This window comes from Flavobacterium sp. LPB0248, from assembly GCF_013388355.1.
Classification (GTDB): domain Bacteria; phylum Bacteroidota; class Bacteroidia; order Flavobacteriales; family Flavobacteriaceae; genus Flavobacterium.
This window is the reverse complement of the sequence record NZ_CP058246.1, coordinates 1,512,656-1,531,047: the sequence shown is the minus strand read 5'-3', so window position 1 is coordinate 1,531,047 and position 18,392 is coordinate 1,512,656. Positions and strand designations below refer to the sequence as shown.

General features: G+C 32.9%; 11 protein-coding genes. 7 read left to right on the top strand and 4 right to left on the bottom strand.

Annotated features, from left to right (window positions below; genetic code table 11):
* Window positions 1-270: 270 nt before the first annotated feature.
* The 6 genes from LPB248_RS06290 (at window position 271) to LPB248_RS06265 (ending at window position 11,406) form a co-directional block, all read left to right on the top strand.
* On the top strand, window positions 271-1,068 hold the full coding sequence (locus LPB248_RS06290; protein ID WP_177210682.1) for a membrane lipoprotein lipid attachment site-containing protein: 798 nt from the start codon (window positions 271-273) through the stop codon (window positions 1,066-1,068).
* Window positions 1,069-1,163: 95 nt separating this feature from the next.
* Window positions 1,164-2,123 carry a GSCFA domain-containing protein gene (locus LPB248_RS06285; protein WP_177212514.1) on the top strand — a complete coding sequence of 320 codons (960 nt, stop codon included), beginning with the start codon at window positions 1,164-1,166 and terminating at the stop codon, window positions 2,121-2,123.
* A gap of 115 nt (window positions 2,124-2,238) precedes the next feature.
* Complete coding sequence (locus LPB248_RS06280; RefSeq protein ID WP_177210681.1) at window positions 2,239-2,961, top strand: hypothetical protein; 723 nt, start codon at window positions 2,239-2,241, stop codon at window positions 2,959-2,961.
* A gap of 212 nt (window positions 2,962-3,173) precedes the next feature.
* Window positions 3,174-8,285: a translocation/assembly module TamB gene (locus tag LPB248_RS06275; protein WP_177210680.1), complete on the top strand. Its 5,112-nt coding sequence runs from the start codon at window positions 3,174-3,176 to the stop codon at window positions 8,283-8,285.
* The gene (locus LPB248_RS06270) at window positions 8,269-10,581 is read left to right on the top strand and encodes a BamA/TamA family outer membrane protein (protein ID WP_177210679.1); all 2,313 of its coding nucleotides are present in this window, start codon (window positions 8,269-8,271) and stop codon (window positions 10,579-10,581) included. The genes LPB248_RS06275 and LPB248_RS06270 overlap by 17 nt, the downstream gene beginning before the upstream one ends.
* A 195-nt stretch (window positions 10,582-10,776) precedes the next feature.
* Window positions 10,777-11,406, top strand: coding sequence for a DUF4230 domain-containing protein (locus tag LPB248_RS06265; protein WP_177210678.1), 630 nt, complete (start codon window positions 10,777-10,779; stop codon window positions 11,404-11,406).
* 255 nt (window positions 11,407-11,661) lie between these two features.
* Here LPB248_RS06265 and LPB248_RS06260 read toward each other — a convergent pair whose 3' ends face one another.
* The 4 genes from LPB248_RS06260 to LPB248_RS06245 all read right to left on the bottom strand — a co-directional run bounded on the left by LPB248_RS06260 (window position 11,662) and on the right by LPB248_RS06245 (window position 15,566).
* Window positions 11,662-12,636: an integrase core domain-containing protein gene (locus LPB248_RS06260; RefSeq protein ID WP_177210677.1), complete on the bottom strand. Its 975-nt coding sequence runs from the start codon at window positions 12,634-12,636 to the stop codon at window positions 11,662-11,664.
* A gap of 101 nt (window positions 12,637-12,737) precedes the next feature.
* Window positions 12,738-14,501, bottom strand: coding sequence for an aromatic amino acid hydroxylase (locus tag LPB248_RS06255; protein WP_177210676.1), 1,764 nt, complete (start codon window positions 14,499-14,501; stop codon window positions 12,738-12,740).
* Between the two features lie 137 nt (window positions 14,502-14,638).
* Complete coding sequence (locus LPB248_RS06250; protein ID WP_177210675.1) at window positions 14,639-15,079, bottom strand: hypothetical protein; 441 nt, start codon at window positions 15,077-15,079, stop codon at window positions 14,639-14,641.
* A 76-nt stretch (window positions 15,080-15,155) separates the two neighbouring features.
* Complete coding sequence (locus LPB248_RS06245; RefSeq protein ID WP_177210674.1) at window positions 15,156-15,566, bottom strand: group III truncated hemoglobin; 411 nt, start codon at window positions 15,564-15,566, stop codon at window positions 15,156-15,158.
* 377 nt (window positions 15,567-15,943) lie between these two features.
* Here LPB248_RS06245 and LPB248_RS06240 point away from each other — a divergent pair, with 377 nt between their 5' ends.
* Complete coding sequence (locus tag LPB248_RS06240; RefSeq protein ID WP_177210673.1) at window positions 15,944-18,361, top strand: RICIN domain-containing protein; 2,418 nt, start codon at window positions 15,944-15,946, stop codon at window positions 18,359-18,361.
* The last annotated feature ends 31 nt before the right edge of the window (window positions 18,362-18,392 follow it).

Genomic DNA, 18,392 nt, shown 5'->3' with positions numbered 1-18,392 from the left:
TTACAGGTGAAACTGTCTATGTAATTTTTAAAGTTTTTTGCGTGTTTCAATTTTTTTTTACTGAAAACTAAATAAGTGACAAGAGCGTAATTGTTTTTTGAAATACATGGTTTAAAAAAAATCTCGTTAAATTGGTTTTTTTTATGTTGCTTAATACTAGTGTTTTAAGAGTTGTGTTAATTTGAAAATTTGCTTTGTTGTGGAATCCCGTAAGGTTTTAATGTTTGGTTATACTACGTTTGCGCCATTAAGAATTTTAACCAAATCAAAATGAAAAAAATTTTATGCTTTTTTGGTGCTTTAGCACTAGTTTTAACATCTTGTTCAAGTGATGATAATCAAGAAGGAAATGTTATTTTACCAAAAACAATTAAATATTCTAGTGTAGGATATCCTTCAGAGAATTCTACTCGTATAGCAACTTATAATGGTACTAAAATTGTAAGCATGAAAGATGAAACAGGAAGAACTGACTATACTTACGATGGTAGCCTTGTGGTAAAAGAAACTAATTATGATACGGAAAGCGGTAAAGATATTATTAGCGACGTAACAACGTATAAATATACAAATGGAAAACTTACAGAGTATGTATATGCAGAAGGTTTTTCGACTGCATTTCCTAATGGTGAATATAATAGCAGAATAGTATTTACGCATAACGCAGATGGAACAGTAAAAAGAGAGCGCTACAATATAAATGGTACTATAGAGAAAAAAAGTGTTTATTCTGAAGTGTTAACTTTTGCAAACGGAAATCTAATTAAAAGTGTACAAACAGATTCAGAAACAGGTACTGTATTTACAGCTCAATATGAATATGACAATAAAAACAGTCCATACAAAAACATTGCAGGATTCAATTTGCTAATAGATCATAGTGAAGGTGAAGGTTCTGTGTATAGCTCTGTGAACAATATTGTTAAGTATACAGCGTCTTATTCAAATGAAACACCAAATGTATACAAAAGCGAAATCGTATATGATGCAAATAATTTCCTTTCAAAAGTTACTAATTTCAAAAGAGACGGAATCACACCTGCTGAATCTTTTGAGTTTACTTATTAATTAAAAGCATACTTTAATTATAGAAACCAAATACTTTTTGTATTTGGTTTTTTTATTGGTAAAAATTGATGAAATTCGTGTTTAAATTAGAAATCATGCAATTTAGAACTCAAATACCCATTTCAAAAAGTAAAAATCCGATCAATTACGATTCGAAAATACTTTCTATAGGTTCTTGTTTTGCTGAGAACATATCTGAGAAATTTGACTATTTTAAATTTCAGAATGAGACCAATCCGTTTGGAATTATCTTTAACCCAGTTTCAATTGAAAGTTTATTTAGAAGAGTTTGCCAGCAGAAATTGTTTGAGGAAAAAGATGTTTTCTTTTATAATGAGCGTTGGCATAGTTTTGAAGTTCATTCAGATTTAAGCAACTCTGATCGTCAGGAATTATTAGAAACGCTAAATAAAGCAATAACAGAAACATATAAACAACTTACAGAAGCCACGCATATTATCATCACTTTTGGAACTTCATGGATTTACAGAAATCTTGAAAAAGACGAAATTGTGGCTAATTGCCATAAAGTGCCTCAAAAACAATTTTCTAAAGAATTATTATCAGTCGAAGTAATTCAAAAAAGCATTCAAAATACAATTGATGTTATTCAGACTTTAAATCCCAATATAAATTTCACTTTCACTATTTCCCCAGTTCGCCATATCAAAGATGGCTTTGTAGAAAACCAATTAAGTAAATCGCATTTATTTACAGCTTTACATCAAGTTTTAAAAACTCATAATTCAAAACTCATAACTTATAACTATTTTCCTTCGTACGAAATCATGATGGATGAACTTCGTGATTATCGTTTTTACGGCGAAGATATGCTGCATCCAAATCAAATCGCTATAGATTATATCTGGAAGCTTTTCAGTGAAAATTATTTTTCAGAAGAAAGTGCTTCTGTGATGAAAGAAGTAGACGAAATCCAGAAAAGTTTGCGTCATCGAAGTTTTAATCCACAATCAGAACAACATCAAAAATTCTTAGCTAATCTTCAGATCAAAATGAAAAACGTTGAGAAAAAATGGCCTCATATTGTATTTTAGTATGTGAAATAATGTTTTCTTGAGTTTTTGTTTGAAAAATTGATAAAACAAAAATCAAACAAATTGTTATGTTTTGATCTTAAAATTATGTTTATTTGTAATAAATATCTTTAATATGATGAGAAAAATTACTACCTTATTTTGCATGTCGCTATTGATTTTTACATCTTGTTCAAGCGAAGACAACAGTTCTCAGAATACTGAGACAAGTAGAGTGCCCAAAAAACAAATCATTTCTAGTGTTAATGCTCCTGTGACTATTGATTTCGTTTTTGATGGAAATAAAATCGTCAGTAGTACTCATTCTGGCAATTATGTTGTAAAATATACTTATACAGGAGATCTGATTACAAAGAAAGAGAGTTCAGATTTGACAAACGAGTATAATTATACTAATGGGAAACTGACAACTTATTTGCGAAAACTTACAGGAAGAGACTATTATGACAAGTATTCTTATACCTATGAATCTAATGATGTTGTCTCATTTGTAGTCACCAGAATTACTATTTCAACTGGGGCAGAAGAAGTCATTTCAGCAAAGAATATCTATACATTAAAGAATGGAAATATCATAAAATATGAAACTTCATCATCTGTAATAACGTATAAGTACGATAATAAAAATAACCCAATGAGAAATATTTTAGGGTTTAATAAAATCTTTGAGGAGCAGCCGCAAGTTAGTTCATCGGTTAATAATGTAACAAGTTATACTGTGACTTTGGCAAACAATTCTAGTTACACCAATGAGATAACATATACTTATGATGATAATAATTTCCCTACTGTAATTAATAATAAAGCATTATCCTCTATAAGTACATATTCTTATTAGAAAATATATCTAGTCATTTAGGAAAATCTTAAAGCCAAATAATTTTATTGTTTGGCTTTTTTGTTGGCCTTCACAAATCATTTAGCAATAAAATTTTAGAATAATTCCTTATAATTATGTAAATTGTTAAGGTTTAAATTTTACATTTTTGTAAAATGTGGAACCCTGCTTTTTTCAGAAGCAATTTTAATCTAATTCGATTTTATTGACGTATGAATAAGAAACCTGTTTATTTTCTTAAAAAAACACTTCGTATCCTAATGTGGTGCGTGGTTTCTGTGATTGCGTTATTATTGCTTTTAATAATCTTAATTCAGGTTCCTTCGGTTCAGAATTTCGTTAAAGACAAAGCGATTACTTATCTTGAAGGTAAAATCAAAACCAAAGTTTCTCTCGATAAAATTTTAATTAAATTTCCTAAAGATGTAGTTCTGGAAGGTTTTTATTTTGAAGATCAAAAAAAAGATACTTTGTTGGCAGGTAAACGATTAGAGGTCGATGTGGATCTTTTTAAATTGGTAAGCAGCGAACTCGAAATCAATTCTGTTTCTTTAGAAAATGTAAAAGCTAATATTTCAAGAAACAAAGACGGTGTTTTCAATTTCGATTATATCATTAAGGCATTCGAATCTAAAGAACCAAAAGTAGAAGATCCAAATGCTAAACCTTTTAAAATTTCGATTGTAAAAGTAAATCTGGATCAGGTTAAATTTAATTTTAAAGATGATTTTTCGAAGAATGATGTCAAAGTGAACTTAACACATTTTGACACCAAATTCAAAAAGTTCGATCTCGATAAAATGGATTTTAATATTCCAAATATCAATCTGAACGGTTTAAAAGTCGTTTTAGATCAAGATGTTGTGGAGAAAATTGCAGAGGTTTCGGTTAAAACTGTTGATACGATTTCGAAAAGGCCAGATTTCAAATTAGCATTAGAAAAAATTACTTTATCTAAAATTGATATTTTATACGACAACAAAGATTCTAAACTCAATTCAGGCATTCGTTTGGGGAATTTAAACTTAGCAGTAAACGAAATTGACCTGAACAAACAGCTTTTGGATTTTGATACTTTCGAAGTTAAAAACTTAAGTGGAAATTTAAGATTAGGAGCAAAAGACAAGCAGATTGAAACTCCCAATTTAGACACAACTGCCATAAAACAAGTGGGTTGGAAGGCCAAGCTTAATAAAGTGGATATTGAAAATATCGCATTCAAGTTTGATGATATGCAATCAAAACCAAAAACAAAAGGAATTGATTACGCGCATCTAGATTTGAGCAAATTCAATTTTAAAGCTGAGAAACTGTATTATGGAAATGATACGATTTCAGGAAATATAAAAACACTTACCGTAAACGAAAAAAGTGGTTTGCAGATTCAATCTTTCAAAACCGATTTCTTTTACGGACCAAAAAATGCGTCACTAAATAATTTATATTTAAAAACCCCGCAAACCCTTGTTCAAGATAAAGTTAGAGCCGAATACAAATCGTTAGAATCGCTTCAGAAAGATTTAGGAAATCTGGCTATTGATGCCAATCTGAAACAATCTAAAATTGGTTTTAAAGATATTCTTTTGTTTGTTCCCGATCTTCAAAATACAAATCCGTTTAAGAGTAACCCAAATGCGATTTTGTATGTGGATAGCCGTGTTAGCGGAAAAGTGAAAGAACTGAATATTTCAAAATTTGAAATGAGCGGAATTGGTTCTACAAAAGTTTCCCTTTCGGGGAAAATTGCAGGATTGCCTGATGCTCAAAAAGCGTATTACGATTTGAATATTAAAAAGATTTCGAGCACAGCAAAAGACATTAATATGTTTGTGCCAGCAGGAACAATTCCGAAGAATATTCAAATTCCGTCGCAATTAAGTTTACAAGGAAAATTTAAAGGATCGGTTCAGAGTTTCAAAACCAATCTGTCTTTAAACAGTAGTTTCGGGAACGCAAAAGTCGATGCCTTGTTTGATCAGCGCATTAAAAAAAGAGAAAAATACGATGCAGAAGTCTATCTTTTAGATTTCGATTTAGGCCGTTTAATTAAAAACGATTCTATCGGAAAAATTACGCTTAAAGCGAAAGTTAAAGGAACTGGTTTAGATCCAAAAACGGCAAATGCAGCGATTGATGGTTTGGTGCAGAAAGCAGTCTTTAATCGATATGCTTATAAAGATTTAGCTTTAAAAGGAAATATAGAAAATGGTTCTTTTGCAGTGCAATCTGGAATGAAAGATCCGAATCTTAATTTCGATTTAACGGCAAGCGGAGATACAAAAGATAAATATCCGACTGTAAAATTAAAACTGAATTTAGACATCGCCGATTTAGACAAACTCAATTTGCACGCAGGCCCAATGAAACTTCGAGGAAATGTCGATGCTGATATAACCAACAGCAATCCAGATTTTTTAAATGGAAAAGTGTTTTTGTCGAACATTCAGATTTTGCAAAATGCAGAACCAATAGTTCTAGATTCGATTCGTGTTTTGGCTTTCGCAGATAAAGACAGCAATTCGATTAAAATTTCGTCGCAGTTTTTAAAAGCCGAAGTAATCGGAAAATACAAATTGACAACTTTGGCAAACTCGCTTCAAAAATCATTGTCGAAATATATGGATCTGCAAAATCCGAAAGTAAATGCAGAATCAGATGAGCAGAGATTGGCTTTTATGTTGAAAGTTGATAATGATCCAGTACTTTTTAAATTATTGCCAAAATTAACAGGCTTAGAGCCTTTTACGATAAATGGAAATTATAACAATCAGACAGACTCTTTGACCGTAAAAGGCACAATTCCGAGAATTGTTTATGGAGGAAATACTATTTCTGACGGAAAAATTAATATTGAAGCCAAAGAAAATGCACTGGAATATTTAGTTTCTGTGGCAACAATTGAAAGCGGTTCTTTGAAAATTCCGTTTACAAGTCTGTCTGGAAATGTCCAAAATAATACGCTGACTTATGCTCTCGAGATTAAAGATCCAAAAGAAAAGCAGCAGTATTTTATTGCTGGAAATCTGAATCATGAAAAGGGTAAAAGTATCTTTAAAATCGATCCAGACAGTTTTGTTTTAAATTATGATAGATGGAATGTAGATCCGGAAAACGCGATTGAATTTGGAGAAAATCGTCTTTATATCAATAAGTTTATTCTGGAAAATAGTGGAAATGAATTAAAGGTTCAGTCGCAAGGAACTCAAAATAACGCACCGCTTCAGGTTGATTTTGTCAATTTCAAAATTGAAACCATTATGAATATGGTTAAAAAAGAGGAACTGCTAATGCAAGGTTTGATAAACGGAAATGCGTTGGTTGAAAACGTGATGACAAATCCAACTTTTACTTCAGATCTAAAAATTGATGATTTTACTTTTAAAGGGTCAAAAGTTGGTGATTTAGAAATAAAAGTAGATAATAAAACTGCCAATACACTTGCTGCAAATGTAGCCTTGAGTGACGAAGGAAATGACTTAAAACTTACTGGAGATTATTTGTTAGATACTGGAAATTTTGATTTTGATGTAGTGATTAATAAATTGAATATTAAAAGTATTCAAGGTTTCAGTATGGGGAATATTACTGAAGGGCAAGGGTTTTTATCAGGAAATTTTAAATTGACAGGAAATACTTCAGCTCCAAAAGTTAATGGAGAATTGATTTTTAATGACGCTGGTTTTAGGGTGACACAATTGAATTCGTATTTTAAAACTAAAAACGAAAAAATCACTTTTAATGATGGAACCATTTCATTTGATAAATTCTCTCTTTTTGACGAAAATGACAATGAATTGTTTGTAAATGGAACTATTCAATCTCCAGATTTTGTCAAATATAATTTCAATCTGTTGGTTGAAGCAGATGATTTTAGAGCCATTCATTCTAAAGAAAAAGACAATGATTTATTTTACGGAGATTTATTCTTAGACACAAAACTGAATATAAAAGGAAATTTGGATAGTCCAGTTATTGACGGAACTCTCAAAATTAATAAAGAAACCAAATTTACGGTTGTTATGCCACAATCAGATCCTTCAATTGCCGATCGAGAGGGAATTGTAGAGTTTGTTGATGAAGACAATATGTATTTGAAACAAACGGTTGATATGCAGAACAAACTGAATCAGTCAGAATTGAAAGGAATGGATGTGAATGTGGCCATTTCGATCAATAAAGAAGCAGAATTAACTTTGCTGATTGATAAATCTAATGGCGATTACTTGAATTTAAAAGGTGAAGCAGAATTAGTCGGTGGAATAGATCAGTCTGGAAAAACAACTTTAACAGGGAAATATGAATTTTCGGATGGTGCTTATGAAATGAATTTCAACGGAATCAAAAGAAAATTTGATATTCAGAAAGGAAGTTTTATCACTTGGAATGGCGAACCGACAATGGCAACTTTAAATATTACAGCTATTTATAAAGTAAACACAGCACCAATTGATTTGTTAGGAAATCAATTGAAAAGTGAACCTCAAGCTGTACAAAATACCTACAAACAAAAACTTCCTTTTCAGACTTTACTGAAAATGAATGGAGAACTGATGAAGCCAGAAATCTCATTTGGAATTGTGCTTCCAGAAGGGAATTATAATGTTGCTTCAAATGTTGTAGACATGACACAGACGAAATTGAAACAGCTGGAGCAAGATCCTGCAGAACTTAATAAACAAGTTTTTGCACTTTTATTATTGAACCGATTTGTAGGCGAAAACCCGTTTGCGAGCGAAAGTGGCGGCGTAAATGCAGAATCTTTTGCCAGACAGAGTGTGAGTAAAATACTTTCGCAGCAATTAAATAATCTAGCAGGGGATCTTATTGAAGGATTTGAAGTCAATTTTGATTTAGAATCTACAGAAGATTATACAACAGGAACCATGCAGAACAGAACCGATCTGAATGTTGAAGTTTCTAAAAAACTGTTAGACGATCGATTGAAAATTACTGTTGGAAGCAGTTTTGGTGTTGAAGGACAAGAACGTGCCAATGAAGATAGCACCAATATTGCGGGTGATGTAGCATTAGATTATCAATTAACAAAAGACGGTCGATATATGGTTCGAGCTTATCGTAAAAATCAATATCAGGTTGCGGTTGAAGGGCAGGTTATCGAGACTGGCGTTGCCTTTGTGATTACGATGAGCTACAATAAATTTAGAGAACTATTTCATCGTACCGAAGCAGAAAAACAATTGATTAAAGAAGAGAAAGTCCGTAAAGAAAAAGAGAAGCAAAAAAAGAAAGAGGAGAAAGAAAAAGAAAAACTGCAAGAGAACGAAGACGAAAAAACTATTGAAGGAAATGAGCAAAAGACATAATCATAGAAATATATATTTAAAGTATATCGTGCTGCTTTCCTTGTTTTTTGTTTTAGGATGCAGTAATACGAAATACCTTCCCGAAGGAGAGTTGCTTTATACAGGCGGTTCTGTTACCATAAAAGATTCGATCATGAAAAAGAAAGATCGAAAAGCACTGGAAACAGAATTGGAAGGTTTATTGCGCCCAAAACCAAACAAACAAATCTTCGGGCTGCGACCTAAATTATTGATATATAACCTTGCAGGCCAACCCAAAAAAGATAAAGGAACAAGATATTGGCTTCGTAATAAAGTTGGAGAACCGCCAGTGCTTTTCAGTAAAGTTGATTTGGATTATAATGCTTCAGTTTTACGAAATTTTACAGAAAACAGAGGTTATTTTAAAACCCGTGTCAGTGCCGATTCGACTGTTCGAAATAAAAGAGTGACGGCCGAATATACGGTTACGCCTAGAAAACAATACATTATAAAAAGCGTTACGTTTCCAGATGATTCTTTAAAAATGTCAAAAATTATAGCAAAAAGTCATAGAAGAAGTCTCCTTAAAGTTGGAAAACCATATGATTTGGATGTGATAAAAGCAGAAAGAGAAAGAATCGATGCGAGGTTAAAAGAAAAGGGATATTTCTATTTTAATCCAGATTATATTTTGGCAAAAGTAGACAGCAGTAAAGGCGATCACGAAGTACGAATTAGACTGGTTATAAAAGATGATACGCCTGTAAAAGCTTTGACCGCTTATAAAATTGATAAGATTTTTGTGTATCCGAATTATTCTCTAACGAATGATAGTGCGGTTTATAGAAAAAGGAATATCACGCAATACAAAGATCTCACTATAATTGACACGACAGAAACTTTTAAACCAAGAATTTATGATCGAACAATTTATTTCAAAAAAGGAGATGTTTACAATCGAAAAGATCATAACTTAACCTTAAACCGATTTGTAAATCTTGGAACTTTCAGTTTTGTAAAGAACGAATTTAAGCCGTCAGATTCTATTCCGAATGCTTTAGATTCCTATTATTTCCTGACACTTTTACCTAAAAAGTTTATTCGTGTTGAAGTGATTGGAAAAACCAATTCTGCGAGTTATACCGGTACAGAATTAAATTTAAACTGGAACAACCGTAATTTTTTAAAGGGCGCTGAATTGTTTACGGCTTCTGTTTTTGGCGGCGCCGATTTTCAGTTGGGAGGAACGAACAAAGGAAAGAATATTTATAAACTGGGAGGAGAAGTTAGTTTAACCTGGCCAAGATTTATAACACCTTTTCATATTGAAGGAAATAGCGAATATGTGCCAAGAACCAAAGCGACTTTGCGTTACGAATATCAAAAAAGAACGCAACTGTATGCTTTGAATTCTTTTAATACTTCTTTTGGTTACATGTGGAAAGAAAACATTCGTAAAGAACATCAATTGAATGTAATTGATGTGACTTATGTAAGTCCAAACCATGTGACGCCAGAATATATGGCCGATATAGAGCAAGATGCGGCTTTGGGAAAAGTAATTGAAAAACAGCTGGTTTTTGGACCAACTTACAATTACACCTATACCAATACCATGCAGAAACGTAAAAAGAATACCATCTATTTTAATGGCGAATTGGATTTGGCTGGAAACTTAACAGGTTTGCTCACAGGTGCAGATTATCCGAACAAGGTTAAGACCATATTTGATGTTCCGTTTAGCCAATATGTCAAAATCAGATCCGATTTCAGGCATTATTTAAAATTGGGAAAAGAAAGTGAATTAGCCAGCAGATTGATTGTAGGAGCAGGATTTGCTTACGGAAATTCAAATACGCTCCCCGCATCCAAACAATTTGTGGTAGGGGGAACCAATAGTATTCGAGCATTTAGAGCACGAACTTTGGGCCCCGGAAGTTATGTTATTCCGCCAACAACAAATGATAATTATACGCCTGATCAATCCGCCGATTTAAAGCTAGAATTTAATACCGAATATCGTGCAAAGCTTTTCAGTATTGTAAGAGGCGCGGTTTTTTTGGATGCTGGTAATATTTGGTTGTTACACGCTGATCCGAACAAACCTGGAGCGGAAATTTCAAAAGATTTTATGAAAGAAATAGCTGTTGGAGCAGGAGCAGGTTTACGTTTCGATTTATCCTTCTTGATTTTAAGAACCGATTTAGCTATTCCACTTCGAAATCCTGCTTTACCAGATGGACAACGTTGGGTGATTGATGATATTAATTTAGGAAGCAGTTCTTGGAGAAAAGATAATCTGATTTTGAATATTGCTATTGGATATCCATTTTAAATTTATTTGCTGGGATCGATTAGCTACGAATTCACGAATTATTTTTAATTTGTTGGCTAGCTAGGCCGAATTTTTCGAATTTGATTTGTGAAATACTTCCATATTTTTAACCCAAAGGAATTAGCGAAAATTCGTGAATTCGTGGCGAAAAAAAAGAAAAAAAAGGAGTAAATTGGTCTAAAATATTTTAGAGGAATGCAAAACTTGATCAAAAGAATTATAGGTGTCGGAGTTATCGTTTTAATAATTGTTCTGGGATTTAAATATTGCCAGTTCAAAAAAGAAGACGATTCAGATATTGAATACAATACCAATTTAATTCAGCAGCAGATTCTTAATGTTGGGAAATTGGTTGTTACCGAAGGGCATTTCTCAGAAGTCATCACTTATAAAAATCAGCAGAAGTATTTGATGGACATGATTTCTTTTGAGAAAAAAGCACTTATTGTGGTCAATGCAAACGTAACGGTTGCTTACGATCTGCATCAAATGAAATATGATATTGATGAAAAAAACAAAACGATCACGATTTTAAATATTCCAAAAGAAGAAATTACTATAAATCCAGATATTCAGTTTTATGATGTTGAGCAAAGCAAACTGAATCCGTTTACAGGCGATGATTACAATAAAATCAATAAATCTGTAAAAGCCAATCTGGCTAAGAAAATTGAAAACTCAACCCTAAAAACCAATGCTCAAAATCGGTTGATAAGCGAATTATCTAAGATTTTAATCATGACAAATTCAATGGGATGGAAACTACAATATAATGGAAAAACTATTGAATCTGAAACGGAGCTGACTCAGGATTTGAAATTGTAAGAAGAGGGTAAAAGAGGCAAATGAACATAGTGACAAAGTTTTTTTGTCACGGATTAAAGGGTTAAAATGATTTAATACTGAATTATTCTATCGTTTTTACAAGCTTACTTTTCACAATCTTGTCATTTCGACGAAGGAGAAATCTCCACGAGAAGCTCGACAAAGATTGGTTTTTCGTTGCGGAGTTACTTGCGGAGATTTGCTTCGCCTGTTCGCTATCGCTCGGGTCTCCTTCGTCGAAATTGTAAAAGTCACTTATTTCGGTAACGGATTTATCATTTCGATCGGTTTTTTACCATCAATACCTTGATGCGGTCTTTCATGATTATAATAATATAAGTATTGTAATAATTCTTCTTTTAGTTCTTCTTGAGAATCAAAATCAGTATCTCTTAATAAATCTTCTTCTAGAGTTCTCCAAAAGCGCTCTACTTTACCGTTTGTCTGTGGTCTATATGGCTTTGTATATCTGTGCACTATGCCTAATTCCATAAGCATTCTTTCAAAAGGATGCTGGCTTTTTACTTTGCTTGTTTTAGGTCCAAATTCAGCTCCATTATCAGATAATATCTCTTCAAATTTTATTTCATAATGGCTGCTTAAGATATTTAAACATTTTAATGAAGCAAACATTACTGTTAAACTGGTAATATCTGAAACTAATTCAGCCCAAGCAATCCGGCTGTAATCATCAATTACACAGACTAAATAAAGCTTTTTGTTTTCTCCACGAATTATACTTTTACTTAAATAATGACAATCAATATGACCCAGCTGTCCCATTCTTTCCTTGATTATTTTCTGATGATTCTTTTTAATCTTCGGAGTTAACCTGTTTATTTTATGCCGTTTTAAAATATTATAAACTCCAGAATATGAAGGTGTATGTTTTCCTAATCTGGGATTTAAGATACTAACAATTTCATATTTATTGTTTCCTTTTTCTCTTAATTCAATTACTTTTTGTTCTATAAAAGGTAAAGGACGTCTTGTTTTATATTTTGGACCGCGTTTTTGAGGCAGTAAATCTATTAATTTTCCGCTCTGCTTATAGCGATTATAATATTTTAAAAAACTTTTTCGGCAGGTGTCATTGGCTGTGTAAAAATCCATCGCCTTTTTATGCACTGGATGAGTCTTGCTTTTTACCTGCTCATATTCTTTTATCAAAAAGCGATACTTCTCTAAATAATTTCTCTCTAATGTTGAATCCTGACTGTTATTTCTCATCGCAACAAAATTTATTAAAGTTAAATTTTGTTACCGAATTATATAACATTTACAGAAATGACAAACGGTACGTTTTACTTAGTAAAAAAAAACTTCGCGTCTTAGTGCCTTTGTGGCAAATTATCAAAAATCAAATCCAATCCGCCAGAAATTAAATGTGCAATTTCAGGACGTTTTTCTTTCAATTGATCTAAATAAACCAAAACTTCCTGTAAAAGCTGTTTTTTGTCTGAATCCTTCAAAAGTTCTGCAATTTCAACAGACAACAACCAGTCGTTGGAATGATTATTTTTAAGTTTTTCAAAAACAGATTTTAGTTCGTTTTTAGAAGATTTATTCGTTCTGATTTCACGAACAGAAGCATACAAATGCTCCAATTCATCACGTTCATCAGTATGTTTTGCTTTGATCGTTTTCGTTGACGGAACAATATTAATTAAGTCGAAACTATTTACATCGGCTGGTCCTGAAAATGCCGAAATCACTTTTTTACCAATTGCCATATCATAGTTACCCCACTCAGGCTGAAACAAAACAGTCTCACCGTGAGTAACGGTGCAATTTCTAAAACTGATTAAAATGATTTCTCCGTGAAGATTTCTAGAACCTGTAATAATTTCACCTTCCACAATAATATTACCTTCAAATTCCAGTTTTACAGTTTCATTTTCTACGATACTGTAAGCCTGTAAATCCTTCGGACTCATATCTTCAATTGCGAGATTAAATCCTTTGAGCTTCCCAATCGGACTTCCAAACCCATGTGGATGCGTTAAAGTTCCATGACCAACCAATTCTTTTTCGCGATAAGAAAGAGCTGTTTTTCCTGTTGTTTGAATGTAAACTGGCTTTCCTTCTTCTTCAATAACATTCGTGAAAACTCCTGAAATCTGTAAACCTGTGCTTAATTCGATAGTTCCTAAAGCATTCGATTGAATTAGTTTTTGAATTCCAGAAAGTCCTCCAGTTCGTAGAGCCATTTTATTGGCAAATTCTTCTAGAACCAAACTTAAATAAGAAAAATTTGGAGTCACATATAACTGAGGCTGTAATTGTGTAATGTCAAAATTCTGATTTGCAGCCGAAATGTCATAAGGTATTTTCTTTACATTATCGGTCATACAGTGGGCGCTTTCACCAATAGAAGAAAGCAATCCAGCGCCATATATTTTCGGATTTTCAACAGTTCCAATCAAACCATATTCAACAGTCCACCAATGTAGGTTTCTTATTTGAGCCATTTCAGACAATTCGCCCATATCATTTTGCAAATCGGCAACTGCTTTTTCAGCTTCGTCGATTTTTTCTTGAGGCGTATCTTCGGCTTCTTTTAAAATAGAAAGCAAGCGGATCGCTTCATACATCTGATAATCTTTATGAGAAGAAATTGCTTTGCATCCAATTTCACCAAAACGTCTCAAATATTCCGCATATTCGGGATTTGCAATAATAGGAGCGTGGCCGGCACCTTCGTGAATAATGTCTGGAGCAGGTGTATATTCAATATGTTCTAATTGTCTAATATCAGACGCAATAACTAAAACATTGTAAGCCTGAAATTCCATAAAAGCATTTGGCGGAATAAATCCGTCAACGGCAACCGCTGCCCAGCCAATTTCACTTAGAATTCGGTTCATGCCGTACATGCTCGGAATAGAATCAATTTCGATTCCTGTTTTACGTAAGCCTTCCAAATAAGAATGATGTGCTACTTTAGAAAGATAATCTACATTTTTGCGCATCACATATCGCCAAACCGCTTGATTGATAGGAGTGTAATCACTATAATCTTGAGGTTTAATAAATTGCTGTAAATGTTTAGGCAATCTTTCTAATAACGGATTGGTTTCAATATTTGGATTCATTTCGAAAACGTTGTAGATTAAAATGTAAAATTACGAATTTACGACTCGATTTTTTATCATCCATCACAAAATTTTTATTCGAAATTGATTTTTATTGCATTTTTGTAGATTTTTAAAGAGCTGAAATAAATATGATTTTAGCAGTCGTTATTGTCAAAACTTACTCTTTCCATTGTTTGTTCATAGTTTTCAATCTCTTTTTTGGTCATTGGAGTTTCTTTCACATCTACTTTCAATTGTTTTTTAGCATCAGGACTAATCCATAAACCAGTGAAAGTATTTCCGCTTTTCTGTAAAATTAAAACACCACTGAAATTGTGTTCAACCATAACAAACTCATTTTCTTTCTTTTTGTTTTGAGTAGGATAAATTTGAATCCAATTTTTTGATTTATTGTAGCGATACATCGCTGCATAGCTTAAATCGGCATTACATTGATTTTCTGATGTCTGAATATAAAGCGTAATCGGAGTTTTTCCGTCGACAGTACCTTTGTATAAATTAGAAGCTTTTGTTTGTGCTGATAATTGGTTTAAAAATGAGAAACAGATTGCAATAAAGAAAATAACTTTTTTCATAAATAAAAGAGTATAGATTTGGGATTAATTCATTTTATCAAATATAAAGTTCTACTTCTTATTTGAAAGAAATTTTTTAGGAATTTTTTATTGCATTTCTCATTTCATTTTCTGCATTTCTAAAATATTCAATTTTATGGCTAAACATAAAAGCCATGTTAGTAGCACGCATTTTTGCCTCTTCGGTTATTGGGCCTGCAAATTGCGAATCTATCGTCGAATTAAAAATGGCAATCCAGCGATCAAAGTGTGTCTTATCTACTGGTAATTGTTTGTGCGGAGGAAAAGGTGTTCCAGAATAAGCGCGAACATCAAATAGAATAGTCTGCCAGAAATTGTACATTTTTTGTAAATGTGGTTCCCAGCGGTCTTGCAATTTATCATTAAATATCGGCCCGATTAAATCGTCCTTTCTAACATTTGCATAAAAGCTGTTAACCATTTGCTGAATGTCTTCTATTGTCGAAATATCTTTTAAAGCTGTCATTTTAGTGTATTTTAAGTAAACCGCAAAAATACAATATATCTTTCTTTTACTTCCCTGATAATTGTCATATGCCCTTTAATTGCTAGATAAAGTCACATTTTGTAAGGATTTGTATAGATTTTTTATTTTATGATAAGTTATTTCAGTTTTGATAGGTAAGTTTTTTATGATTTTTTATTTTTTAAATTATTGTTTTTTAGTGGTTTGAAAAACAATAAGATTAGTTTTTGTTATATCGATTTTTTTAATTTGATGTGTATTTGTAAAGTTAAAAAAAATAAGGATATTGTAAAAACACTCATAATATTGTGCTGTTTTAGTAAAATAAAACTGAATAAATAATGAAAAACTAATTATCAAACCAAAACCACAAAAGAATGCACAAAACTACTCAAACACCTACAGATCGGGTAAGTAAAGCGCTGAAACTATTATGTTGCGGATCGCTTTTATTCATGAACAGCTTAAATGCTCAGACAGTAACTCCTTTTATGACTACAGGAGATCAAAGTAAATTATTACAGCAACAGGCAACCGTAAGTTTCGGAACCAATTCTGGAACTAATCCTTCTACTGTAACAGTAACTGCAGGAACAACTTATCAAACAATGGACGGGTTTGGTTATACTCTTACCGAAGGAAGCTGTGAAGTTATTTCTGGAATGGCAGCCACTCAACAAAACCAATTGTTAAATGATTTGTACAATCCGTCAACAGGCCTAAATGCAAGTGTAGTTCGCATTAGTATTGGCGCTTCAGATTTAAGCAGTTCTTCTTACAGTTATAACGAAACTTCGGGAGACACCAACATGAACAATTTTAGTTTGAACGGACCAGATTTGACTTATTTAGTTCCAATCATTAAAAAAATCTTACTGATTAATCCCAACATCAAAATCTTGGCAACACCTTGGTCTGCGCCACGTTGGATGAAAACAAACGGATCTTGGGTTGGAGGTTCTCTGCAAACGCAATATTATGCAGCGTATGCAAAATACTTCGTAAAATATTTTGATGCAATGAAAGCACAAGGTATTAATATTTGGGGAATTACACCGCAAAACGAACCAGAAAATCCGAACAACGAACCAAGTATGTTGATGAATTCTACAGAACAAAAGAATTTTATCAATCAACAGCTTGGGCCTCAAATGGCAGCTGCTGGTTATGGAAACATAAAAATTATTGCTTTTGACCACAATTGCGATAATACAGCATATCCGATTGATGTTTTAAACAATAGTTCTTATGTTGACGGAGCGGCGTTCCACCTGTATTTAGGTAATATCTCAGCTATGTCAACAGTAAAAACTCAAACCAACAAAAACGTTTATTTTACAGAACAATACACTGGTTCGGGCGGAAGCTTTAGCGGAGATTTTGGCTGGCATATGCAAAACGTTGTTATCGGTAGTACAAATAACTGGTCTAAAACAGTTTTAGAATGGAATGCTGCAAACAATTCAAGTTTAGGGCCTCGTACTCCTGGCGGATGCAGTACTTGTTTAGGTGCTATTACAGTTAATAATAGTACAAGTTATACTAAAAATGTAGCGTATTATATTATTGGCCAGATTTCTAAATATGTAAAACCAGGTGCAGTAAGAATTGGTTCTTCAAGCACAAGCGGAAGTATTTCTTCAGTTGCATTTAAAAACCCTGATGGCTCAACTGCACTTGTAATTTATAATTCAGGCGGATCATCAAATACAATAAAAGTAGTTTCTGGGTCATCAGCATTTAATTATGCAGTTCCAGCATCTTCTGCAGTTACTTTTACTTGGGGAGCATCAAATCCAGTTGCAGTTACGGGAGTTAGCGTAAGCCCAACTTCAGCTACGCTTACAGCAGGTCAGTCACAACAATTAACAGCGACAGTTTCTCCTAGCAATGCTACAAATACTGCAGTAAACTGGAGTTCAAGCAATACATCTGTTGCTACTGTAAATTCAAACGGATTGGTTTCTGCAATTGCTGCAGGAAATGCGACAATTACTGCAACTACTGTTGATGGTGCTAAAACAGCAACAAGCGCAATTACTGTAACGGCTGGTTCAACAGGATTTCCTGGATATTACAATATTATTTCGAGAAATAGCAACAAAGGTTTAGATGTTGCAGATAATGCGACAACAAGCGGAAGCAGAATTCAGCAGTATGACATTACAAATGGAGGAGGAAGTAATCAAAGATGGAAATTTGTTTCTGACGGAAGCGGTAATTATTACATTATTGTAAAATCGACGGGAATGTATTTGGCGGTTGAGAATAATGGAACAGCTGACGGACTGAAAGTACAGCAGAAAACTTTTTCATCTTCAAACGAATTCAAATGGACAGTAACAAGTTTAGGAACTGGTTATTATAAAATTATAAACGTAAACAGCGGTAAATCGCTTGATGTTGAAAATGTCTCAACAGCAAATGGCGCCAATATTCAGGTTTGGGCTTATACAGCAGGTTTGAATCAGCAATGGCAATTGGTGCAAGTAGAATCTTCAGCAGCAAAAAGTGCTTTAGCAGTAGAGCAAACTATTGCCGAAAGTACAAGTTCAAACGATATGATGATTTTTGCAGATGAAGTAGATAATACTTTAAAAATAGATACCAATCACGAAGGAAGTGCCGATGTACAGATTTTCAATGTAACTGGACAGCCAGTTTTAAAGAAGAATGTAAACTTTGCAAAAGGAAATCAGACTGAAGTAGAAATTTCTCGACTGCCAAAAGGTGTTTACATTGTAAAAGTTACTGATAGCAAAGGTTCCTATTCGAAAAAAATATTAAAGCAATAATTAAATCCAAACATTCAATTAGTAATTTGAT

Coding starts and splice junctions, on each gene's coding strand:
- LPB248_RS06290 (WP_177210682.1), top strand. CDS start 271: ATGAAAAAAATTTTATGCTTTTTTGGTGCTTTAGCACTAGTTTTAACA.
- LPB248_RS06275 (WP_177210680.1), top strand. CDS start 3,174: ATGAATAAGAAACCTGTTTATTTTCTTAAAAAAACACTTCGTATCCTA.
- LPB248_RS06270 (WP_177210679.1), top strand. CDS start 8,269: ATGAGCAAAAGACATAATCATAGAAATATATATTTAAAGTATATCGTG.
- LPB248_RS06280 (WP_177210681.1), top strand. CDS start 2,239: ATGATGAGAAAAATTACTACCTTATTTTGCATGTCGCTATTGATTTTT.
- LPB248_RS06255 (WP_177210676.1), bottom strand. CDS start 14,501: ATGAATCCAAATATTGAAACCAATCCGTTATTAGAAAGATTGCCTAAA.
- LPB248_RS06240 (WP_177210673.1), top strand. CDS start 15,944: ATGCACAAAACTACTCAAACACCTACAGATCGGGTAAGTAAAGCGCTG.
- LPB248_RS06250 (WP_177210675.1), bottom strand. CDS start 15,079: ATGAAAAAAGTTATTTTCTTTATTGCAATCTGTTTCTCATTTTTAAAC.
- LPB248_RS06265 (WP_177210678.1), top strand. CDS start 10,777: ATGCAAAACTTGATCAAAAGAATTATAGGTGTCGGAGTTATCGTTTTA.
- LPB248_RS06260 (WP_177210677.1), bottom strand. CDS start 12,636: ATGAGAAATAACAGTCAGGATTCAACATTAGAGAGAAATTATTTAGAG.
- LPB248_RS06245 (WP_177210674.1), bottom strand. CDS start 15,566: ATGACAGCTTTAAAAGATATTTCGACAATAGAAGACATTCAGCAAATG.
- LPB248_RS06285 (WP_177212514.1), top strand. CDS start 1,164: ATGCAATTTAGAACTCAAATACCCATTTCAAAAAGTAAAAATCCGATC.